This is a genomic window from Neisseria sp. Marseille-Q2251, assembly GCF_940793045.1.
In the GTDB taxonomy this organism is placed as follows: Bacteria; Pseudomonadota; Gammaproteobacteria; order Burkholderiales; family Neisseriaceae; genus Neisseria.
In genome coordinates, this window is sequence record NZ_CALNWV010000008.1 from 1 (window position 1) to 21,477 (window position 21,477).

Below are 21,477 nucleotides of genomic sequence, written 5' to 3' on the forward strand. Positions count from 1 at the left end.
GGTTCAAGATGAGTTGAACCACCGGCCAAGAAAAACACTTGGCTACGAAACGCCAAGTGTTTTATTCTTGAATCTGTTCAAACCACTGATACACTAGTGTTGCACTTGAAATCCGAATCCAAGGACCCTTTGAAGCAAAGGGTCGTCTGAAAACAGAAAGACACATACATCATGACCGCATCCATGTACATCCTTTTGGTATTGGCACTCATCTTCGCCAATGCCCCCTTCGTGACCACTAAGTTTTTCGGCGTGATTCCGCTCAAGCGCAAACATTTCGGGCATCACCTCGTCGAATTGGCGGCGGGTTTCATTCTGACCGCCATCCTCGCCTACATCCTCGAATCCCGCGCCGGCGCGGTTCAGCATCAAGACTGGGAGTTTTACGCTACCGTAGTCTGCCTCTACCTGATATTCGCCTTCCCTTGTTTTGTATGGCGTTATTTCTGGCACGCGCGCAACCGCGAATAAGCTTTTCAGACGACCTCAGCGTTATTTTTGCCTTAAGACTTCGCTGTCTTATCAGAATGTTGGTCAACCATGCTGTTCATCGGGTTTGTGTTAAAACAGCTTTTTAGAATCCAGCAGCAGGGTAACAGGGCCGTCGTTGCAGAGTGAAACCTGCATATGGGTTTGGAAGCGGCCGGTTTCTACCGACAGACCGTGGGCGCGCAATAATTCTGCAGTGCGTTGATACAGGGATTCTGCCTGTTGGGCAGGGGCGGCAGCGGAAAAAGAGGGGCGGCGGCCGCTGCGCGCATCGGCATAGAGGGTGAACTGCGAAACGAGCAAGACTGAGCCGCCCGTGTCTTTAAGCGACAGATTCAATTTTCCGGCTTCATCTTCAAAAATGCGCAGATTGGCTATTTTGTCGGCGATATAGGAGGCATCGGTCTCGTTGTCATCGTGTGTAATGCCTAAAAGAATCAAAAAGCCGCGACTGATTTTGCCGCTGGTTTCGCGGTGTCCTTCGCTCAGGACGTCAACTTGGGCATGACTTACTTTTTGAATAACGGCGCGCATGTGGTTTCCTTGAATAAGATGTGCAGCAAGGTTGATGGTTTCGCTGCCTGATGTTGATTTATCTGGGAGAGGTCGTCTGAAAACGATTGGCTCTAGTCTAACAGGGTATTTCTGTCGGTCTAGAGCCATTTGTTTTATAGTGGATTAACTTTAAACCAGTACGGCGTTACCTCGCCTTAGTTCAAAGAGAACGATTCTCTAAGGTGCTGAAGCACCAAGTGAATCGGTTCCGTACTATCTGTACTGTCTGCGGCTTCGTCGCCTTGTCCTGATTTAAATTTAATCCACTATATAAGTTTGGATTTGATAGCGGGATGCCGTCGGGTTTAAAGGCTTGCTTCTTTCTGCCATTTTGCTAACAGGGGGCGCAAAGCATCGGGATTTTCATAACAGCCGTTGATGGCTGCCTGCAACCAGCGGCAGGCAGTAGGAATATGGCTGGAGACGCCTTGCCCGTGGTAATAGAGTCGTGCCAAATAGTATTGCGCTTCGGTATGGCCTTGTTCCGCCGCGATTTCAAACCAATGGGCGGCAGATTGGAAATCGGCCTCAACGCCTTGTCCGTAATAATACAATTTGCCCAATGCGGCGGCGGCATTTTTGTGATGGAATTCGGCGGCTTCCAAATACAGTTTTCTGGCGCGGTCGTAATCCACCGCTGTTCCTATGCCGTAATGACATGCTTCGGCATTGCGGAAGGTTTGTTCCGTTTTTTGGAAGAACAGGGCGGCTTCCCGGATTTGTTCATACTGTTGGGGATTGTGCAGCGCAGCATCACTGAGCAGCTTTTGGATGGCGGTGGCGCTGCCGAGTGTCGCGGCACGGTGGTAATAGTCGTGCGCTGCGTGCGGGTCGGCTTTGACACCTAGTCCGTAGCGGTAGAGGTCGCCCATAATGCGCAAAGCTTCCGGATGGCGGCGGTCTGCAGCAAAACGGGTGTGGCGCATGGCTTGGAGCGGGTCGCGTCCGGTCAGTTTGCCTGTCAGACTGTGCTGCGCCAAAGCGGCAGCGGCATCCCCGCTACCTTTTGCGGCGGCTTTCCGATACCAGGTCATGGATTCCGCCTGATTTTGCGCGGCAAGCAAGTCGCCCAACATAATTTGTGCAGCGATAAACCCAGCTTCCGCTGCCTGCCGTAAATGGATTTCGGCTTGGGCTGAGTCGGCTTTTACACCGATACCGCGGTAGTATATTTTCCCCAATTGCCAATGTGCAGGGGCAAATCCTTGTTCCGCCGCTTGTCGATACAACTTGATTGCGCTTTCAAAATCAGGCTTCAGGCTTTGGCGGTAGGCAAGGCAGTATTGGGCTTCGGCGGAGTTTTGCGCTGAGGCAAGCTGCGCCCAGTGGTACATTTGGGATTCGTTGCGTTCTTGGTAAAAGCGCATCAGGACGTGCTGCGCTTCCGGCATTCCTGCTTCGGCCAGGCGGGTATAGGCAGATAAGTGGTGTTCGGTTGGGATGCCTTGCTGCTCGCTGTTTTGCAATAGCGAGAATTCTTCCTCCGGCGTCAACTCGACAGGTTTGGGTTGCGGCTTGGGTGCGGTTAAGCGTGTCAGACCGGAGGCGTAGGTGATTTTGTTGACTTGATAGGCAGTACCGGCGTACCGATTGCCTGCTGTCTGTTGGGGCAGCAGTGCAGGGCTGACTGTGTCGGCGGTCATTCTGTTTGCCGGCTTGACAGAGAGCGTACGGGAAGAGTCGGGTACTGCGGTCATAAGGTGAGATCGGAAAACGGACTGGGATGGTTATTATACTGTTTTCTGTAATTTATTGTTAATGATATGACGAGAATATCGGTAGTTATTTGCAATGGCGGTAAATGGAATAAATACAGTTAGTTATATTTTCTTTTGATATTTTGTGGTATGAAGGTTTGGTAATGGGGAGGAGGTTTGGGTGTATTGAAAAAAATTTAAATATAAACAATAAGATAAATCGTGTTTGATTTAAAAGGGAGTCAGGTGCAATTGGCACTGGGTAGGGAGTGTGGTCGGAGCGGTGTGAAGTTGTTGGAGGTATCGGCTTCAATCAATTGTAAAGATGAAAAGGGGCTGTCTTTTGTTTACAACAATCTGAAGGCTGCGGAGATGGGAATATTGTACGGCGAATAGGGGAGCGGACTTTAAAGTGATACGCCATTCTCTTGTTTAAGTTTAAATAGAGTGATTTTTATCGCGTCTGTCGCAAGGGATGATAAAAGGTCGTCTAAAACTTGATTTTTCAGTTTCAGACGACCTTTTTAGCAGAAGAAAGGCTCATTCGACTTTAAGCTTTGTTTTCCGGCGCTTCTTTTTTAACCGGTTTCTTGCCATCCTGCGGAGAATGGTAGGCGTAGTAGTCATACATACTGTTGGCTTCGCGCTTCATGCCGTTCAGGATGACGCCTTTGATATTGATCTTGTTCTGACGCAGACGGTCGGCACTGATTTCAAGCTCTCTGGTGGTGGTGTTGCCGTAGCGGCTGACCAGCAGAACCGTACCTGCCAGTTGTCCGACGATAGTTGCGTCGGTCACTGCGAGGACAGGCGGGGTGTCGATAATCACGTAGTCGTAACGTTTTTGGGCGTTTGCCAGCAATTCTGTGAAGCGGCTGTCCATCAGCAGCTCGGACGGATTTTTAGGATAACCGCCGTTGCTGATGAGGTGCAGGTTTTCAATCCGCGTTTCACAGACGGCTTTAGCAGGGGAGACATGGCCGGAAAGGATGTCTGCCAAGCCGTATTCGGGCGTCAGTTTGAACAGTTGGTCCAAATAGCCTTTACGCATGTCGGTATCGATCAGCAATACGCGTTTGCCTGATTGTGCCATTACGGTGGCGAGGTTGGCGGAAATAAAGGATTTGCCCGCTTCCGGCGCCGCACCGGTAATCATGAGGACATTGTTGCGCGCATCCAGCATAGAGAAGTAGATGTTGGTACGCAGGGCACGGATGGCTTCGACGGCGACGTCGGAGGCGTCCTCGTTTGCCAGCAGATAATTGGAGCGGCCGGTCAGGGATTTGAATTTGCGTTTCAACAGGTCGCGTTTTTGCTGGGTTTTGGAGTAGGGTACGAGGGCGGCAACTTCGAGATTGAGGTTTTCAATCTCTTCAGACGACGTGATGCCTCGGCGCATACGGCCTTGCAGCATGACCCACATGGAGGCGAGCGCGCCTGCGGCAAGCGCGCTTAATGCGGTAATGACGGCTTTGCGCGGGGCGATCGGTTGTTCCGGCGTGTAGGCATGGTCAACGACGCGGACATTGCCTTGCGCGCTGGCTTTCATGATGTTGAGTTCTTGTTGTTTCGCCAAGAGTTGGACGTAGGTCGCTTGGTTGGTTTCTACGTCGCGGGTCAGGCGGATGACTTCCTGTTGGGTGTTGGGCAGGCCGGCGATTTGCTGGTTGATTTTGCTTTTGGCACGTTCGAGTACCGCCAGTTTGTCCAAAACGGCTTTATAGGAAGGGTGTTCCGGAGTATACAGTTCCGCCAAGCCTGCTTCTTCGGTTTTGAGCAGGGTGATTTGGGTTTCGATGCTGGTCAGGCTTTCAAGCGCGCCTTTGGACTCAAGTGGAATGTCGAGCGAACCGGCGCGTTCGCGGTAAGCATTGAGTTTGTTTTCTGCTTCTTGCAGGGTTTCTTTCAGACGAGGCAATTCTTCGCTGATGAACGCCAAGCCGCTGGAGGCGACTTGAATGTCGCGTTCGCGGTTTTGCGCGACGTAGTTGTCGGCGATGCTGTTGAGGACGGCGCTGGTTTTTTTCGGATCAACATCGGTGTAGGCAAGGTTGATGATGGGGCTGGTTTTGCCTTTGCTGATGACCGAGAGTTGGTTTTTGATGTTTTCGATGGCGCTGAGCTTGGAAAACTTGGTCAACTCGAAATCCTGCTCTGTTTCGGCAAGGATTTGGTCGACTTTCAGAACGGTTTCGTTATTGATTTTCAGCGGAGTGCCGACGCGGCCTTCTTTGGCCGTACCGTTCGGGAGCGTCAGGATATAGTTTTTGCTGTCTTTGACGGTCAGTTTGAAGGGTTTGTTGATCCATTCTTCGGAAACGGTAAATGTACCGATTTTCAAAATCGGATCGTCGTTGCCGCTGAGGTTGTGAATCATGTTGCCGAAAACCGGGAAGTAGGTGGCTTTGACTTCTTGGTCAAGCTGAAGCTCGTCAACGGTTTTTCCTATGACCATGCGGGATTGGACCAATTCGATTTCGGCTTCGGAAGGCGCCGGCTCGTTGGAAAGCATGTTGTTGATTTCGGTCAGAATCTGGTTTTGTTTGGTTTCGATTTCCAACATGGCGTCGGCGCGGTAGACAGGCGTGGACGCAAAGCTGAAAACGGCACCAAGCAAGCCGCCCGCAATCAATGCGGTGGCGATTTTGGATTTGTGCAGCCACAGATTGTGCAGTTGTTGGCCGAAATCGATTTCGTCGTTGTTGGAGGATGCTGATGACGGATATTGTTTATACATCAGTAGGCTTTCTGTTTGGATTTAATTGATTGAATCCGGCGTAAGTGAGTGTTATGCCGGGGTTGGTCCGTTCAATTTTTCAGCCCAAGTCTCGGCTGCGCTTTGTATTTGTTGGAATACGGCTTCAAACATTTCGCTGCTTTGTTTGAACGGGTCGGGTATGTTTTTCTTGGGCAGCCATTGGGCGAGCAGGATGGTTTTCCCGCGCGCGGAAGGCAGGATGTCGGCAACCATATCGATATGGGCCGGCTCCATCACCAAAATCAGGTCTGCTGCGTTGCACATTTCAGGGGTCAGTTGGCGGGCGGTGTGTCCGGCAACGACTACGCCGTGTTTAAGGGCGGTTTTAATGGCTTGGAAGTCGGCATCTTTTCCCGCCAATGCGTTGATGCCAGCCGAACTGACACGGTGTCCGGGCAGCTTTTTCTGCAAGATGCGCTCCGCTATCGGGGAGCGGCAGATATTTCCCATGCATACTACTAAAATATTTTGAAACATAAGAGAAGCGGTATTTTTTTCTTGTATAGGGTCAAATCATGATAAAACGGTTTGCGGTCGGATATTTGGTCGGTCTGAACGGGTTTTGTTTATATGTCGTCAGACGATAAATAACCGGCCTGCCGTTTTGCCTGACAGCAGGTGCTGTCAGGCGCCGTCAGATTATTTGAACGTGTTGTCGATGGCGTTGACGTTGCTGAAGAAGCTGGTCAATTGCGACACTACGCGGTTCCAACGGGTAACCGGAGCGGCAGTCACATAAACAACGTCGTTCGGACGCAGGTCGAAGTCGCTGCCCAAGGCGTAAGCGGTCGCGTCTTTCAGGTTAAGTTGGTAAATGTGGATAGGTTTGGCCGCATCTTCGGGCGCACGGCGGATGACGAATACGCCGGTTGCGTCTGCCAAGGCTTGGTTCATGCCGCCGGTTTCACCCAAGGCTTGAGTGAGGTTCAGGCCGTGGTTGCCGATAGGCAGGGTGGCTTGGCGGCCGACTTCACCCATAACGTATACTTTGCTGTTGCTGTTGTTCGGAACGTAAACGATGTCGCCGTTGCTTAAGAGGTGGTTTTGCGACATATCGCCGTACTGCATGATGTTTTGCAGGGAGATGGTGCGGTCAACGCCGTTGTGCGTCCATTTGATGTTGTGGGTGTCGGCATTTTGCGCCACGCCGCCCGCTTGGTTGACGGCATCGAGGATGGTCATGGGGACGTTGGTAATCGGCAGCTGTCCTGCTTGTCCGACGGCGCCGGAAACGGATACGCGTTGCGAGCGGAATTCGGTTACGTTGATGGTGACTTGGGGATTTTTAAGATAGCGTTTCAGACGACCTGTTAGGATGTTTTGCAGTTCGTCTATGGTTTTGCCTTGCGCTTGGATTTTGCCGACCAGCGGATAGGTGATGTAACCGCCTTCGTCCACCCATGCGCCACGGCTGACTTGGTTGGTTTGCGGGTTGCTTTGTTGTACGGGCGAATTGAGGTCGGTGTGCGCCCAGACCATGATGTTCAATACGTCGCCTTTGCCGATGTGGTAGCGGTAGGCGGCTTTGCTGCGCTCAAGTACACCGTTGTTTTGTGACAACACCGGCGGTTTGCGCATTTTTTCAACGAGGCCGAAGGTAATCGGATAAATCGCGACGCGTTTGTCGAATTTGGTGTCTGCTACGGTTTCGCCGTTTTCGTAAACGATGGTTTTGTTGCGTGTGTTGATGGTGGAGCCGGGAATGACGGTGCTGCTGTTGCAGGCGGTCAGTGCCATCAGAGACAGGCTGATGAGGGCAAGCTGTTTTTTCATGTCGGTATCCTTGTCAGTCTTATCGGGGTCGTCTGAAAACTTTCAGACGACCTTTTTGTGGAATGTTTTGCTTTATCGGTAAGGTGTTTAATGTGTCTGCTGCCAAACCAAATCGCAAATATCGTCTTTGGGATTAAAGCCGGCAGGGGCTTCGAGCAGCAGGGCGCGCAGGGTTTGTTGGTCTGAATTTGAGCACGCTAAGTCCATACGCATAATTATGTCATTTAATTTATCCCATGGCAGCATTACTTCGCTGGCGGTCATAATTCGGGGATGAGTGGTTTTTTGCACTTCGTCTCCGATGAGCAACTCTTCGTAAAGTTTTTCGCCCGGACGCAGTCCTGTAATTTTAATTTCGATATCGCCGTCGGGATGTTGGGCATCTTTCAATTTCAGGCCGCTAAGCGTAATCATTTGTTTGGCTAAGTCAATGATTTTAACAGATTCGCCCATATCCAACACGAATACGTCGCCACCTTTGCCCATCGCGCCCGCTTGAATGACGAGTTGGGCGGCTTCGGGGATGGTCATGAAGTAGCGAGTAATGTCTTGGTGGGTCAGGGTGATGGGACCGCCTTCGGCGATTTGTTTTTCAAACACGGGCACGACGGAGCCGGAAGAGCCTAAAACGTTGCCAAAACGCACCATGCAGAAGCGGGTGTATTGGTTAGGCTCGGCGGCAAGGGCTTGCAGGCACAGTTCCGCCATGCGTTTGCTGGCGCCCATGGTGTTGGTCGGGCGCACGGCTTTGTCGGTGGAGATAAGCACGAAGGTGCTGACGCCGGATTCGACGGCGGCCTGCGCACACAAGAGCGTGCCGAAGACGTTGTTGCGGATGCCTTCGACGGTGTTGAACTCGACCATGGGGACGTGTTTGTAGGCGGCGGCATGATAGACGGTTTCAACGCCGTACGCGGTCATGACGCTGATCAGGCGTTCTTTATTTTGCACGGAGCCGAGCAGGGGCACAACTTCGATTTGACTGCCGGCGGCTGCCTGAGTTTCGCGCAATTCTTTGTCTATGCTGTACAGGGAGAACTCGGACAGTTCGAACAGCAGCAATTTGGATGGGCGGCATTTCAGGATTTGGCGGCAGAGTTCGGAGCCGATGGAACCGCCCGCACCTGTGACCATCACGGTTTTGCCGGTGATGTCCGCGTCCATGAGTTCGGGGCGCGGGGCAACGGGGTCGCGGCCGAGCAAATCGACGACGGAGATTTTTTTCAGCGCGCTGACTTTGATTTTGCCGTCCACCAAGTCTTTCATGCCGGGGATGGTCAGCACTTCGCATTTGTATTTTTCGAGGCTTTGGATGATGCGGCGGCGTTCTTCCTGAGTGGAGCTGGGGATAGCGAGCAGGATTTTTTCCACACCGTAGCGGTCGATGAGCGATTGGATGTCTTCAGGACCATAGACGGTCAGGTCGTAGATGACGGTGCGGCGGATTTTGGGGTTGTCGTCCACAAAGGCGACGGCGGAATATTCGTTGACCTGTTTGATGGCTTCCAGCAGTTGGCGGCCGGATTGTCCTGCGCCGTAAATGATGACGGGCGCCATTTGTTTTTTGTGCCGGTCAGTCAGGATGGCGCGCAGAATCATGCGCGAACTGGTGATGCAGACGACCAGCAGCAAGAAATAAACGACGGGCAGGGCAAGGTGTAGCTTACGTTCGAAAACCAAGGTGGTCAGGCAGAACAAGACGGCTGAAATCAGGCTGCCGAATGCGGCGGCGGTCAGGACGCGGGTACTGACGAAGCGGGTAACGGCGCGGTACAGCCCCAGTCTGACGAACAGGACGATGGTCAGTATGGCGGTCGAGCCGAACGCCAGCCAGTTTGCCAGACTTGCCCATTCGTCGGAGTATTGGGCTCGGAGGCTTTGCGCGAACCAAAAGGCGATAAAAATCATCAAAACGTCGTGGATGACGAAGAAGGTTTTTTTGACGTTGCGGGGCAGGGATAACAGGGTTTCCAAATTCATTTTGGTATGTTCTGAATAATGTTGTGGGCGGGTTTCAGACGACCTCGGTCATGCAAAGGTCGTCTGAAAAGACGTTTGTTGCTACGGAGCATTGGTTTTCCGTATGTGTCGGCTGCTTGCCGGTTCCCTTTTTTATTCGGCTGAAGCGGTAAACCGCCGCCGTCCCGATGAGACGGGCGCGGCGGTTTTACTTTATGCTGTGGCTTCTGCCAATACAGCTTCGATGTGTTCTTTGCAGAACGCGATTTCGTCGTCGGTCAGCGTCGGATGCACCAAGAACATCAGGCTGGTGTCGCCCAGTTCGACGGCGTTTTTCAGCCGCTCTTTCGGACGCCACGGCGTGTTGTCGAAGGCTTTTTCCAAATAGACTTCGGAGCAGCTGCCTTGATAGCAGGGGACTTTGCGCGCGTTCAGTTCGTTGACGATGCGGTCGCGCGTCCAGCCTTCTTTGAGGTGTTCGGGTTTGACGAAGGCGTAGAACTTGTATTGCGCGTGTTCGATGTAGTCGGCGACTTCAATCAGACGGATGCTGGCGAACTTGCCCAAACTTTCTGCCAGCTTGGCGGCGTGCGCTTGGCGGCGTGCCGTCCATTCGGGCATACGTTTGAGCTGGATGCGGCCGATGACTGCCTGCATTTCCATCATGCGCCAGTTGGTGCCGAAGCTTTCGTGCAGCCAGCGGAAGCCGGGGGCGTGTTCGCGGTGGTACACGGCGTCATAGCTTTTACCGTGGTCTTTGTACGACCACATTTTGCTCCACAGCTCTTTGTCGTTGGTGGTGACCATGCCGCCTTCGCCGCCGGTAGTCATGATTTTGTCTTGGCAGAACGACCATGCGCCGACGTGTCCGATGGAACCGACGGATTTGCCTTTGTATTTCGCGCCGTGCGCTTGGGCGCAGTCTTCGATAACCCACAAATCATGTTCTTTTGCCAAGTCCATGATGCCGTCCATTTCGGCGGGCATACCGGCGAGGTGGACGACGATGATGGCTTTGGTATTCGGCGTCAGCGCGGCTTTGATGGTTTCGGCGCTGATGTTTTGGCTGTTCAAATCCACATCGGCAAACACGGGGTTTGCGCCGGCGGTAACGATGCAGGAAGCGGAGGCGAGGAAGGTGCGCGAGGTAACGATGACGTCGTCGCCTGCGCCTATGCCCATTGCTTTAAGCGCGACATCAAGCGCCAGCGTGCCGTTGGAAAGGGCGACGGCGTATTGCGTACCGGCGAAGGCGGCGAATTCTTTTTCAAATTCGCGGCATTCGGTGCCTGTCCAGTAGTTCACTTTGTTGGACAGCAGGACTTTGGAAACGGCATCGGCTTCTTCTTGGGTGAAGCTCGGCCACGGGGAGAGGGATGTGTTAAGCATTGGCTTTTCCTGCGAAAAGGCTGGTGGAGTCTTTGGGGGCGACATCTTCCAGCAGTTGGCGGTTGATTAAGGTGTATTTTTGACCGTCGATTTCGACGTATGCGCCGTCGTAAGGCGGGAACCAGAATGCGCGGATTTTTTTCTCGACGTCGTCGCCGTCACGGATTTGCTTCATGGCTTCCATTTCATCACGGCTGACGTAGCGGCCGCCGATGTTGGGCGTGGTCGGCAGTTTGGCTTGCGCTTCGACGGCGCGGGCGATAATGCGTTGTGCGAACGGCTCCAATGCCTGCATGGTTTTGCGTTCGAGCGATTGGGCGGTTTCGGCGGCGGGGTCAATGGGGAAGCGGTCCACTTCGATGATTTCGCCGGTGTCGATGGACGCATCGACGTAGTGGGCGGTGCTGCCCCATTCGGACAATTCGTCCATGATGGCGAGATTGTAGCCGCCCGTGCCTTTGTATTCGGGCAACAGGGCAGGGTGGAAGTTGATCGTACCCAAGTGCGGGATGGTCAGGAATTCGTCGCGTAGTTTGCGCCAGTAGAGTACGGACAAGCCCAAATCGTATTTCAGACGACCTTCCTTCATCGCTTCCAAGGCGGTATCGAAAGTGTAGAGCGGCAAGCCCAATTCTTTAGCGGCGGCGGTCGTCGGCGAGCCTTGCAGGTGGCTGTCGGTCAGAACGCCGACGATTTCGATGCCGTCTTGTGAGGATAAGAGTCGGAGTAGGTTGGCGGAAAGCCGTTTACGTCCCATGAATAATATTTTCGTCATGAAATAGTCCTTTTTAGTATCGTGAGTGTACGTTTGATTATGTAATGTTTAAATGCTTGAATTGCCCAAAGATGCTAAATCTTGAAGGGAGTCAATCCAAAAGTTGGGATGATATTCTGTGTTAAAACTTTCAGGCAGGTGGCGGTGGATGTTCTGCCCGGAGGGACGCAATCCTATGGTTATCCAGCCTAAAGCGTTCGGCGTGATGAAGTCTTTGGAAATGTTGTCGCCGATATAGATGAAGCAGTCTGCCTTTTCGGCATATTTGTCTTGCAGATGGCGGAAGCGTTTGCCGTCTGGCTTTTCCGAAGCGCAGGCTTCGGAGACGAGGATGTCGTCAAACAGGGAAGACAGACCCAAGGCTTCCAGTTTCAGACGTTGGGTCAGGCTTCTGCCGTCGGTAATCAGTGCGCGTGCAGCGAAGGGCTCGGTCAGTTCGGACAGGAAATTCTGAGAGGCATACGGCGTCAGTGTCGGGTGGTGCAGCCGGTATTGCCATAGAAGAACCTGTTTTTCCGATTCGTTGAAACCGCAGTGGCGGCACAACTTGTCCAGCCAGTCTTTGCCGTCGGGGTCGATGCTGCGCCATAGGTCGTCTGAATTCCAATCGGGATACAGTGCGACAACGGTATCGACGACCGCACGAATACCGGACAGCTTGTATTCGTATTCCGAATACAGCGTATCGTCCAAGTCGAAGACAATGACGGCGGTTTCGGGATTAATCGTTTTCATGAACCAAGACCTTGGCATCGTAGCGCAGCATGATGAGGTTGTTTTCCCAGTCGTCTGAAAACGGGATTTCTCCGTCGCCGAGATATTCGCGCATCAGCCAGCCCGGATAATTGCCGCCTGCGGCATACGTCAGTGGGAAGCCGCCGCCGAAGCGCGGGTTGATTTCCACGCCGTAGAATTCGCCGGTTTCTTCGTTGCAGAAGAATTGCGCCGTGATGCAGCCGCGCGCGCCTTCCAATACCGACATTTTTTCCAGCAGCGTTTGGTAGAGGCTGTTTTTGCGGGTAACGCCTTTGCTGACTTCGCCGGAGCGCACTTCCAAGCGTTTTCGCGGTATGGCGCATTTCAGACGACCTTCATGGTCGTAATACATATCGACGGTAAACTCGGCAAATTCGTTTTCGATGTCGATAAGTTCGCAGAACATCAGTTTGGGGTCGTCCACGATTTCAGGTGTCAGGCAGGCGGGCGTGTCGATTCGTTTGGCGCCGATGGCGCGGCTGCCGTCGTAAGGTTTGGCGAAGCAAGGGAAAACCAACTTCTCGCGGTCGTAAATTTCGGGCGAGCGTATGCCGTAGCGTGCAAACAGGTCGGCGGTTTTCCGTTTGTCGCGGCATTGCGCGATGAAGTCCGAATCGGAAACGACGATGTGGCTACCTGCCGCTTCGAAGCGTTCGCGTTCGTCTGCCAGCTTTTGCAGTTCGGTGTCTATGGTGGGGATAATCAGACCGATGTTTTCGCGTACCGCCAGATTGAAAATGCTGTCGATATACGAATCGTCATTGATCAACGGCACTTCAAACGAACCGTCCGAAACATGGCAGGCGGAAGACATGCGTGGTACCAAATCCGTCGTCAAAATCTTGACGTCGTCTGAAAACTTGGCAGCTTCAGTTTGAAAATCCTGTACCAATTCGACGCGCCTTCCCGCGGAAAGGATAAGTACGTTATTTTTTCGCATCAGTGTCATTTCCTGTGAAATAGGGCATGGTGGCTTCTCCCTCAGCCGAAATACCTTCTTTGATAAAGACTTTTTTGACTGTCAAAAACAGGATTTTCATATCCAGCCAAAAACTGTAATGGTCGATATACCAAATATCGTGTGCGAACTTTTCGTCCCACGAAAGCGCGTTGCGCCCGTTGACCTGCGCCCAACCCGTTACGCCTGGTTTCATTTCGTGGCGGCGGTTTTGAAATTCGTTGTAAAGCGGCAGGTAGCTCATCAAAAGCGGTCGTGGGCCGACCAAGCTCATATCTCCTTTTAGAACGTTCCAAAGCTCTGGAAGTTCGTCCAAGCTTGTGGCGCGCAGCTTTTTGCCGAAAGGGGTCAGCCGCTCGCTGTCGGGCAGAGGGTTGCCGTCTTTATCGACTGCATCGCGCATGGAGCGGAATTTGATCATTTTGAACGGTTTGCCGTCTTTGCCCGGCCGCTCTTGGGTGAAAAATACCGGTTCGCCCAGGTTTTTGCGGATGAGGTAGATTAAAATCAAAAATACGGGTGAGAGGAAAATCAGTCCCGAGGCGGAGGCGACGATGTCAAACAGGCGTTTGAAGAATTTACTCATGGGCTAATCTTTCAATCAGGTTGACGATTTTTTGATACGCCACGTCGCGCTTGAAGCGGCGGACGATTTCGTCGGATTGAACGGGGTCGTTTTTGCGTGCCAGAATGTCTTTGGCGGCTTGGACGAAGCTGTCCACATCGCCGGAACGGTAGTCCGCGTGCGGCAGCAGGGTGAGGACTTCGGCAACTTCGTCGTTGACTTGGCTGTTTAAAATCGGTTTTTGCAATGCCATGTAGTCGGACAGTTTGTTGGTAATCGACTGCATGGCGTAGGAATGGATGGCGTTGACGGAGATATCGCAGCCTTTGGCGACCGACATCATTTCGGCGTAGGGGATGTAGCCGTAAAACCGGATGCCCTCGCAGGCGTATTGTTTGAGCCTGTCCAAATCGGGGCCGCCGCCCATGATGTGCAGCTCTACATTTTCGCCGTCGTCCAACAGTTTCCGAACGCCTTTGCAAACGGTTTCCACGTCATAGCTGTAACTGAGCGTACCCAAGTAGAAGAAACGGGTTTTGTCGTCGCCGAAGTCTTTTGCCGGCGCGGCATCGAGTTTCGGAAAATCCGCGCCGATATAGACGACTTCGCCGGGTACGTTCGGATTGGCTTCTTTGGCGCGGTCGAGGTAGGTCTGCGACACGGCGACCAGCGCGTCGGCGTAGCGGTAGGCACGGTTGGCGCGGGAGGAAAAGGGCAGCAGGTTGTGCGGGATTTTTTTCAAAAACGGCACGACCGAGGAGAAGGATTCCGGCCATACGTCCTGCACGTCGATAATCAGCTTGTAGCCCAAACGCGTTTTGTGTTCGCCTAAAAGCAGGTTGGTGGCGATTAGCGGATAGGCGGAAAAGACGACGTCTTGTTCGCCCGGACGGCAGTTGTTCAGCCATTGCTCAAAATTTTTGACGAACACATGATGGCTTTTGACGCGGTCCAGCGATACGTTTTTGCCGTAGCCGCTCTCTTCCAGCAGCATGACTTTCAGACGACCTTGCGAAGCAGATTCGGCATCTTCAGGTCGTCTGAAAGATTTGTCGTAGTGTTTGAAATTGCTGGTAATCAGCAGTACGTTATGAGACTGCGACAACAGCTCGGCAAGATACCAGAAGCGGTTGAAATGCGGCTCGGACGGCAGCGAACAGTAGGGGGCGACAATGGTGATGTTCATATTTTCAGACGACCTCACATATCGTAAGCGGCCATTGTGGTGCGATAGATTTCATCATCGGAACACAAGGTCTCAACGTGTTTATGCAGGGCTTTTCCCATTTTCTCGCGCAGCTCGGGTTGTTTGATGAGTTTATCGACGGCTTCGATAAAGGCTTCGTCTTCGCCGAAGGGGTAGCAGTATCCGGTTTCGCCGGTAATGACCATTTCGGAAATGCCGCCCATGTTGTAGGTCACGACGGGTGTGTCGTAGAGGCCGGCTTCAAGGATGTTGTTGCCGACACCTGCGCCGTGGTCGCCGATACAGTGCGGCGTGTTCACCAAAATATCCACGTCTTTGAAATAACCGGTCAAATCGCGCACTCCGCCGAGAAAGGTGACTTTGTCGTCTATGCCCAAACGCTTCGCTTGCGCTTTCAGATTGTCCATCTCTTCGCCTATGCCCGCCACGTTCAGGCGCACGGGCATATTGCGGTCAACCATTTTCTTAAAGATGTCCAGCATCACATGCACGGCGCGGACGGTGTCCAAGCGCGACAGCGTACCGAGCATGACGTAGTCTTTGGCGGTTTTTTCAGGAACGTAATCGGTTTTGTGCAAAGCATTGTAGGTGTAGGTGATGCGGTTGGCAGGGAAGCCGTGGCGGATGAGTTTTTCCTGTTCGTGTCTGCAGTTGCCGATGATATATACGCCCAGCTTGTCGAAAAGTTTGGCGATTTTCGGATAGGTTTCCGCTTCCAAACCGCGCGCGTGATAGAACACTTTGGTTTTGGGCGAGGAAATTTTCGCAGCGATAGCGCAGGCGGGAACAATGCGCGCCATTTGGCAGTGGATGATGTCGGGTTTTTCTTGTTTCAACATCTTCATGTAGGCGAACATGCCCTTGATGTAGCCCAAGATGCCGCCCTGATAAAAATCAATAGGACGCCATTGAATGCCCAAGGCTTGGGCTTCTTTGATGAGCGGGCCATCGGAAGAGGCAAGGACGACCTCGTGGCCGCGCTGCCTGAGCAACCGTCCTAAGCGGAAGGTCGCATTTTCAGTGCCGCCGAGGCCGGACATGGAAGTAGTCAAAACAATTTTTTTCATAGCGTGTTTTCTATCAAGGGGTGTATCGGTACGCGTTATACGCCGTATCGCGCTGCGGCAGGACGCTGTACAGGAAAATCAAAAAGCAGGGCAGCCAGAGGAAGGGCATACGCAAAATGGTGGACGGGATGAAGCCGCCCAAAATAAACAGGCCGATTGCCGCCAAGCCGATGGCTTTTTGTTTGTTCCGCAGGTTTTGGCTTAAAAAGACGTTCACTGCATACCAAATGATGTAACAGATGAAGCCGATTAAGGAAATCATGCCGAAGCCCAAATACAGTTCGATGATGAAACTGTGCGGATTTTCAAAACCGAGGCTGTCGCTCAAATGCCCGCCGAAGTATTCCTGAAAGTTTTTAGGGCCGTAGCCGTAAAGCAAAAGCGGCGGATTGCTCCAGAAGTAGTTGTAAATTTCTTGGCGGTAGCCGACCGAGTTGTCACTCTCCAAATTGAACAGGAACAAATACAGGCGGGAAGAAATGTTTTCCAAAAAGGCATTGCCGTGTATCGAGAGCAGGAAATCGGCAATGTACTGTTTCGGAATCATCGACAAGCCTGCGCCTGTAACGCCTATGGTCATCAGCGTAAACAGCCCGTTGTTACGGTAAATCAAGTTCAGGATAAACAAAATGATGTAACTCATCGTCGCCGTACGCGATGCGCTGGCGAAAACAATCGCGCCCAAACTCAAAAATAAAATCCAGCCGAACAAATATTCCCTCTTGTTGACGCCGATATTGAAAAATATCAACACGGCAGGTGCGAAGAAGAGGGCGGTCGTACCTAAGTTGTTGGGGTTGAAGAAAAAGCCTTTAATCACGCCGGCCTCAATCGCCAAAATTTCGTCTGATTTGACAAACTGGATGCCGGTCAACACTTCGATAACGGGCGGGATAATGATAAAGGCGCAAAAGTAAACCAACAGCCTGCGTACGAAGCGCAAGGGGTTTTCGTGTCGGCTCAAAATCAGATACAGCAGGTAAAACAAGCCGGCGACCGACAGGAAGAAAAAGGTATCCATGACCCTGACCGAATCCAAGGGCGTGATGAACAGATGAATCGCGCTCCAGCCGGTCATCAGCCCGACCGCCATCAGCATGAGTCCTGCCTTGCTGTTGAATGTTTTGTTTTCTATGAAAAAAATCAGCAGTGTGGCAGGCACCAGCAAAAGGGTCAGCGGATTGTCGATACGCGGAATCCCCAGCTTATACGACAGCATCGGCCCCAGCATGTAGGCGGTAACCATCGTATAAAGCATAGTAATGTATATATTTTGTTTTTTAATTTTCACGTTGCTTCCTGAAATTTAGGTCGTTCCAAGAGCTTTATTATATGCAGAAATGATTTGTTCGGTAACGGGACGCTCTCCAAATTCTTTCAGGCAGTTTTCGCGCAACAGGCGCGGGAAATATTTTTTCCGGTTCCGATAGAGGGAGATAAGTGCTTCCGTCAGCGATTTTTGGTCTCCGACATCGACCAAAAGCCCGTTGGATGGATTGACGATAGTCTCAGGACCGCCACAGCGCGTCGCGATGACGGGCAGCCCTTGAGCCAAAGCCTCGATGAAAACGACGCCGAAAGTTTCGTGGCGGCTGGCCAATACGAAGGCATCGCTTTGATACATCAATTCCAAGACTTCTTCGTTTTTCAGACGACCTTCAAAGATAACGTTGTTTTCCAGTCCCAAATCTTTTGCCAGACGGTGCAGCTTGAATTCTTCGTAGCCGCCGCCGCCGATTTTCAGTTTCAGGTTCGGATAGGCTTTGACTGCTTCGGCAAAGGCGGGCAGCAGGATGTCGTAGCCTTTTTTATGTTGCAGGTGCGCGACCGAGCAGAAGGTAAAGTCTTCGTTGGCGGGTTTGTCGGCAAGGTCGATCGGCGCTTCAAAGCTGGCGGACAGAATATTGGGAACATATTGCCACTCCAATCCGCGGTATTCTTCTTTCAGCAGTTCGGCAAAGTCGCGGCTGACTGCCAGGCGGCAGGCGGCGTTTTGGGCGGCGGCATACATCAGCGGGCGTTGCCAGTCGCGGATAAGTTTGCGGGCGTAGGTGGTGCTGTGTTCGGTGATGACATACGGAATGCCGGTTGCTTTGTGGATTTCGTATGCAATGATGCCGCCGCTGTTGACGCAGTGCGCGTGCAGGACGTCGGGCATGCCGTGGTCTGCAACGTATCGGCGGAACAGTTTCATACTGGCGGCGATTTCCCGTTTGCGGTCGATATGCGGAATGCGCGGGAAGAAAAACATGCTGTCGTACACATAAGTCGGTACGTCTTTGTCGATGTAGGTCCTTATTCCGTAATTTTTCGGGTTGAACGCAGTTTTTGCCTGAGTTCTGAACGAACGGAATATCGGTGCGACGACCCCTACTTTGACTCCGGAGCGTTGCAAGGCTTGCGCTTGCAGGCGGAAGAAGATTCCGTTGACGTCGTCCGGAGTGGATGGATACCAAGAAGGAATGATTAATGTATGCATGATAATACCTGTATCGAGTGTGTCGGCGTACAAGCCGCATGGGTTGCGGACAGGGCACAAAATCAAAGATTCTCGGTGAGTAAGCGTTTTGTAGCGGCAGAATCAAAAACTGCGCGCAGTATGGTTGTTATTGTGTTGAGTGTTTTTTATTCAGACGACCTTTCACTACTGATAAAGCTGAAGAAAGTGATGTTTTGTATTTCACAGTCAGGGCAATCAAACCTGCCAGCCAGATTAAAGCAAAAATGTAGTAGTTGCCGGTGTTGCCGAAGTAGGTGTAGCCCAGGCACAAAATCAGGCAGAGTGCGGTATGGGTATAAATTTTCCGGCAGGGCAGCTTCTGCCACATCCTTGAAGACAATTCGGTCTTGATGAGCATAAACACCCAAAAAGAAGTCGCGCTCGCCATTGCGGCGCCCCGTGCGCCCAAGAGCGGAACCAGCCAATACAGCAGGCCGAAGTTCAGCAGGAATGCCGCAATATTGACTGCGGTAATCAGCCAGGTTTTTTTGACGACGTTCAAACCGATGCCGGTCACTTCCGTCAGCGTATAAAACAAAGGAAACATCATGCACGACAGTAAAATAAACTGTACCGATGCATATTCCCCGGGAAGGATCCAAGTGACCACCGGCGAAAAAATACCGATAAAGCAAACCATCGCGCTGATGAGCGCAGTCATCGACAGGGTAATGCCGCCGATTTTGTCGAGGTTGGTGTTGTCTTCAACCCATTTGAACACCAATGGCGCCCATATGGTTGAGAATACGCTTTGGAAAATCAGGGCGACGGCGCCGAAGCTGACCGCCATCGAGTAAATCCCCAGTTGCTCCAAACTTGCCATTTCTTTCAAAACAAAGCGGTCGATAGACGTCAGCCCCCAGTAGGCGAGATTGCCGAATGCCAAAGGCAGTCCGTATTGCAGACCCATTTTGTGCAGCTTTGCCGACCAAGGCGAACGGATGGCGGCGGCCAAATCGGTTCGGGTTTGGTAGATCAATACAGCGACGGTCAGTATTTGGGCAGCGGTATAGGCAAAGACCAGGCTGGTGGTATGGGTTGGCAAGCCGATTAGGATGAAGAGCAAAACCAAAACCAAAATCAGGAATTTCGGTGTCAGCTGGCTGAGTGAGAAAGCAATTGCTTTTTCCTGCATCCGTAGGATGAGCGAGAAAAAGCGGATAAACAGGGTGGTCAGTAAAAAAACTAAAAACAGAATACCCAGCTTGGTGTTGTTCAAATTAAAAATAATTTTGGAAGGCCAAGAAGGATTCCACAAAAGTATCAGCAATACCCCGGCAATGCTCAAAACAAACGGGGACAGGCTGAAGGATTTGAACAGCGCGGCTTTGTCTTCGCTGACGTAGTATTCGCGGATATACGCCTGATCCAAGCCCAGCCCCAAAATCAGGATGGTCAGAGCGGATATGGTTTGCAGCAAGACGATACGGCCGATGTCTTCCGTAGGGTAGTACCATGAAATCAGCGGAAGCGAGAGGATGCCGAAAGCCGCACTGCCTATCGGACCCAAAGCATAGCCGAGTATTTTTCTTATATTCATAAATAGGAGGGATTTGTTGCCGCCAAGATTTTCAGACGACCTGAAAACGCAGCAGCATCATATAAATAAGGGCTTTCTTAGGCCATCTGAAAACAAACGGTCTAAGAAAGCCGACTGCCTGCCGAAACCCGTCGGCAGGCAGTCTGCCTCAATCGTCAAAGGTATTACGCTTTCACGACTTTCGGGTTTTTCGCAGGGAACTTGCCGCGCGTATCGACAATCAGTTTGGCGTGTTCGGCAATCATGTCGTAGTCAAACTTATCGTGGTCGGTGGTCAGGACTACGCAGTCGTATTTCGCTACGGTTTCCGGCGTCAGCGGCTCGCTCTTCAGGTCGAAGTAGTGGTGGCCGGGGATGTACGGGAACTCAAGCACGTGCGGGTCAGAGTAGGAAATGTTTGCACCCAATTTGTGCAGGCGGTCCATCACCTCCACAGACGGGCTTTCGCGCATGTCGTCCACATTTTTCTTGTAGGCGATACCCAAAACCAAGATTTTGCTGTCTTTGATGGAACGGTTGTGTTCGTTCAAAGCCAAGCCCACTTTGCTGATGACGTAGTCGGGCATGTGGGAGTTCACTTCGCCTGCCAACTCGATGAAGCGGGTGTTCACGCCGTATTCGCGCGCTTTCCAAGTCAGGTAGAACGGGTCGATGGGGATGCAGTGACCACCCAAGCCCGGACCGGGATAGTAGGCAACGAAGCCGAACGGTTTGGTTGCCGCGGCGGCGATGACTTCGTGAATATCGACATCCATTTTGTCAGCGACGATTTTCATCTCGTTCACCAAACCGATGTTCACGGCGCGGTGGATGTTTTCCAGAAGCTTGGTCAGCTCGGCGGCTTTGGTGGAGCTTACCGGTACGACTTTGTCGATGGCAGGCTGGTACAACGCGATACCGACTTCCAAACAAGCAGGGGTATGGCCGCCGATGACTTTCGGGATAGTACGGGTTTCAAAATTCGGGTTGCCCGGGTCTTCGCGTTCCGGAGAGTACACCAAGAACACGTCTTTACCGACTTTCAAGCCGCCTTCTTCAACGCGCGGCAGCAATTCTTCTTCGGTTGTGCCCGGGTAAGTGGTGGATTCCAAAGATAACACTTGACCGGCGCGCAGGTAAGGTTTCACCGCGTCGGTGGTGTCGATAACGAAACTCATGTCCGGCTCGCGGTATTTGTTCAACGGAGTCGGTACGCACAAAATCACGGCTTCCACTTCGCCGATGCGGGAGAAGTCGGTGGTGGCTTCAAACAGGCTGTTTGAAGCGGCGGCGATTTTCTCGGCAGGAATATGCTCGATGTAGGTTTCGCCTTTGTTGAGTTTGTCGACTTTGGTTTTGTCGATGTCGAAGCCCAAAACCTGATAACCGATGTCCACATAACGGAGCATCAGCGGCAGGCCGACATAGCCCAAGCCGACGATGCCGATTTTGGCGGTTTTATCTGCAAATTTCTGAATGGTAATATTTTTCATGACAAGTCTCATGTGAT

Annotated in this window: 18 protein-coding genes; 1 reads left to right on the forward strand and 17 read right to left on the reverse strand. The window is 52.2% G+C overall.

Annotated features, from left to right (window positions below):
* Positions 1-171: 171 nt before the first annotated feature.
* Positions 172-471, forward strand: a complete 300-nt coding sequence (locus AAG834_RS04780; RefSeq protein ID WP_070497266.1) for a DUF2818 family protein — start codon at positions 172-174, stop codon at positions 469-471.
* A 90-nt stretch (positions 472-561) separates the two neighbouring features.
* On the opposite strand, the gene dtd is transcribed toward AAG834_RS04780, so the two are convergent.
* The 17 genes from dtd to AAG834_RS04870 all read right to left on the reverse strand — a co-directional run bounded on the left by dtd (position 562) and on the right by AAG834_RS04870 (position 21,460).
* Positions 562-1,023, reverse strand: a complete 462-nt coding sequence (dtd, locus tag AAG834_RS04785; protein WP_342031426.1) for a D-aminoacyl-tRNA deacylase — start codon at positions 1,021-1,023, stop codon at positions 562-564.
* Between the two features lie 326 nt (positions 1,024-1,349).
* Positions 1,350-2,741 (reverse strand): SEL1-like repeat protein, encoded by a 1,392-nt coding sequence (locus AAG834_RS04795; RefSeq protein WP_446740447.1) that lies wholly within the window; start codon positions 2,739-2,741, stop codon positions 1,350-1,352.
* A gap of 550 nt (positions 2,742-3,291) precedes the next feature.
* The gene (locus tag AAG834_RS04800) at positions 3,292-5,478 is read right to left on the reverse strand and encodes a polysaccharide biosynthesis tyrosine autokinase (RefSeq protein ID WP_049223806.1); all 2,187 of its coding nucleotides are present in this window, start codon (positions 5,476-5,478) and stop codon (positions 3,292-3,294) included.
* Positions 5,479-5,529: 51 nt separating this feature from the next.
* Positions 5,530-5,976, reverse strand: coding sequence for an arsenate reductase/protein-tyrosine-phosphatase family protein (locus AAG834_RS04805; protein ID WP_003759455.1), 447 nt, complete (start codon positions 5,974-5,976; stop codon positions 5,530-5,532).
* 162 nt (positions 5,977-6,138) lie between these two features.
* Complete coding sequence (locus AAG834_RS04810) at positions 6,139-7,272, reverse strand: polysaccharide export protein (protein WP_342031428.1); 1,134 nt, start codon at positions 7,270-7,272, stop codon at positions 6,139-6,141.
* Between the two features lie 87 nt (positions 7,273-7,359).
* Positions 7,360-9,252, reverse strand: coding sequence for a polysaccharide biosynthesis protein (locus AAG834_RS04815; protein ID WP_342031429.1), 1,893 nt, complete (start codon positions 9,250-9,252; stop codon positions 7,360-7,362).
* 192 nt (positions 9,253-9,444) lie between these two features.
* Positions 9,445-10,620 (reverse strand): DegT/DnrJ/EryC1/StrS family aminotransferase, encoded by a 1,176-nt coding sequence (locus tag AAG834_RS04820; protein ID WP_070866117.1) that lies wholly within the window; start codon positions 10,618-10,620, stop codon positions 9,445-9,447.
* Positions 10,613-11,395: a formyltransferase family protein gene (locus tag AAG834_RS04825; RefSeq protein ID WP_342031430.1), complete on the reverse strand. Its 783-nt coding sequence runs from the start codon at positions 11,393-11,395 to the stop codon at positions 10,613-10,615. Before AAG834_RS04825 ends, AAG834_RS04820 begins: the two co-directional genes overlap by 8 nt.
* 48 nt (positions 11,396-11,443) lie before the next feature.
* On the reverse strand, positions 11,444-12,130 hold the full coding sequence (locus AAG834_RS04830; RefSeq protein ID WP_342031431.1) for an HAD family hydrolase: 687 nt from the start codon (positions 12,128-12,130) through the stop codon (positions 11,444-11,446).
* On the reverse strand, positions 12,117-13,091 hold the full coding sequence (locus tag AAG834_RS04835; RefSeq protein WP_342031432.1) for an ATP-grasp domain-containing protein: 975 nt from the start codon (positions 13,089-13,091) through the stop codon (positions 12,117-12,119). The genes AAG834_RS04830 and AAG834_RS04835 overlap by 14 nt, the downstream gene beginning before the upstream one ends.
* Positions 13,078-13,695: a sugar transferase gene (locus AAG834_RS04840; protein ID WP_049229481.1), complete on the reverse strand. Its 618-nt coding sequence runs from the start codon at positions 13,693-13,695 to the stop codon at positions 13,078-13,080. Before AAG834_RS04840 ends, AAG834_RS04835 begins: the two co-directional genes overlap by 14 nt.
* Entirely contained in the window at positions 13,688-14,860 is a 1,173-nt protein-coding gene (locus tag AAG834_RS04845; protein WP_342031433.1) for a glycosyltransferase, read from the reverse strand. Before AAG834_RS04845 ends, AAG834_RS04840 begins: the two co-directional genes overlap by 8 nt.
* A 14-nt stretch (positions 14,861-14,874) precedes the next feature.
* A complete protein-coding gene (locus tag AAG834_RS04850; RefSeq protein ID WP_342031434.1) occupies positions 14,875-15,948 on the reverse strand; it encodes a glycosyltransferase family 4 protein in 1,074 nt (357 codons plus the stop codon).
* Between the two features lie 13 nt (positions 15,949-15,961).
* Positions 15,962-17,239: an O-antigen ligase family protein gene (locus AAG834_RS04855; RefSeq protein WP_342031435.1), complete on the reverse strand. Its 1,278-nt coding sequence runs from the start codon at positions 17,237-17,239 to the stop codon at positions 15,962-15,964.
* 15 nt (positions 17,240-17,254) lie between these two features.
* Positions 17,255-18,427, reverse strand: coding sequence for a glycosyltransferase (locus AAG834_RS04860; protein ID WP_342031436.1), 1,173 nt, complete (start codon positions 18,425-18,427; stop codon positions 17,255-17,257).
* A 127-nt stretch (positions 18,428-18,554) separates the two neighbouring features.
* Positions 18,555-19,988, reverse strand: a complete 1,434-nt coding sequence (locus AAG834_RS04865) for a lipopolysaccharide biosynthesis protein (protein ID WP_342031437.1) — start codon at positions 19,986-19,988, stop codon at positions 18,555-18,557.
* 164 nt (positions 19,989-20,152) lie between these two features.
* Positions 20,153-21,460, reverse strand: a complete 1,308-nt coding sequence (locus tag AAG834_RS04870) for a nucleotide sugar dehydrogenase (RefSeq protein ID WP_039862706.1) — start codon at positions 21,458-21,460, stop codon at positions 20,153-20,155.
* Between the last annotated feature and the right edge of the window lie 17 nt (positions 21,461-21,477).

Excerpts from the sequence above, each read along its gene's own strand:
- AAG834_RS04780 (WP_070497266.1), top strand. The coding sequence starts at position 172 with ATGACCGCATCCATGTACATCCTTTTGGTATTGGCACTCATCTTCGCC.
- dtd (WP_342031426.1), bottom strand. The coding sequence starts at position 1,023 with ATGCGCGCCGTTATTCAAAAAGTAAGTCATGCCCAAGTTGACGTCCTG.
- AAG834_RS04795 (WP_446740447.1), bottom strand. The coding sequence starts at position 2,741 with ATGACCGCAGTACCCGACTCTTCCCGTACGCTCTCTGTCAAGCCGGCA.
- AAG834_RS04800 (WP_049223806.1), bottom strand. The coding sequence starts at position 5,478 with ATGTATAAACAATATCCGTCATCAGCATCCTCCAACAACGACGAAATC.
- AAG834_RS04805 (WP_003759455.1), bottom strand. The coding sequence starts at position 5,976 with ATGTTTCAAAATATTTTAGTAGTATGCATGGGAAATATCTGCCGCTCC.
- AAG834_RS04810 (WP_342031428.1), bottom strand. The coding sequence starts at position 7,272 with ATGAAAAAACAGCTTGCCCTCATCAGCCTGTCTCTGATGGCACTGACC.
- AAG834_RS04815 (WP_342031429.1), bottom strand. The coding sequence starts at position 9,252 with ATGAATTTGGAAACCCTGTTATCCCTGCCCCGCAACGTCAAAAAAACC.
- AAG834_RS04820 (WP_070866117.1), bottom strand. The coding sequence starts at position 10,620 with ATGCTTAACACATCCCTCTCCCCGTGGCCGAGCTTCACCCAAGAAGAA.
- AAG834_RS04825 (WP_342031430.1), bottom strand. The coding sequence starts at position 11,395 with ATGACGAAAATATTATTCATGGGACGTAAACGGCTTTCCGCCAACCTA.
- AAG834_RS04830 (WP_342031431.1), bottom strand. The coding sequence starts at position 12,130 with ATGAAAACGATTAATCCCGAAACCGCCGTCATTGTCTTCGACTTGGAC.
- AAG834_RS04835 (WP_342031432.1), bottom strand. The coding sequence starts at position 13,091 with ATGCGAAAAAATAACGTACTTATCCTTTCCGCGGGAAGGCGCGTCGAA.
- AAG834_RS04840 (WP_049229481.1), bottom strand. The coding sequence starts at position 13,695 with ATGAGTAAATTCTTCAAACGCCTGTTTGACATCGTCGCCTCCGCCTCG.
- AAG834_RS04845 (WP_342031433.1), bottom strand. The coding sequence starts at position 14,860 with ATGAACATCACCATTGTCGCCCCCTACTGTTCGCTGCCGTCCGAGCCG.
- AAG834_RS04850 (WP_342031434.1), bottom strand. The coding sequence starts at position 15,948 with ATGAAAAAAATTGTTTTGACTACTTCCATGTCCGGCCTCGGCGGCACT.
- AAG834_RS04860 (WP_342031436.1), bottom strand. The coding sequence starts at position 18,427 with ATGCATACATTAATCATTCCTTCTTGGTATCCATCCACTCCGGACGAC.
- AAG834_RS04865 (WP_342031437.1), bottom strand. The coding sequence starts at position 19,988 with ATGAATATAAGAAAAATACTCGGCTATGCTTTGGGTCCGATAGGCAGT.
- AAG834_RS04870 (WP_039862706.1), bottom strand. The coding sequence starts at position 21,460 with ATGAAAAATATTACCATTCAGAAATTTGCAGATAAAACCGCCAAAATC.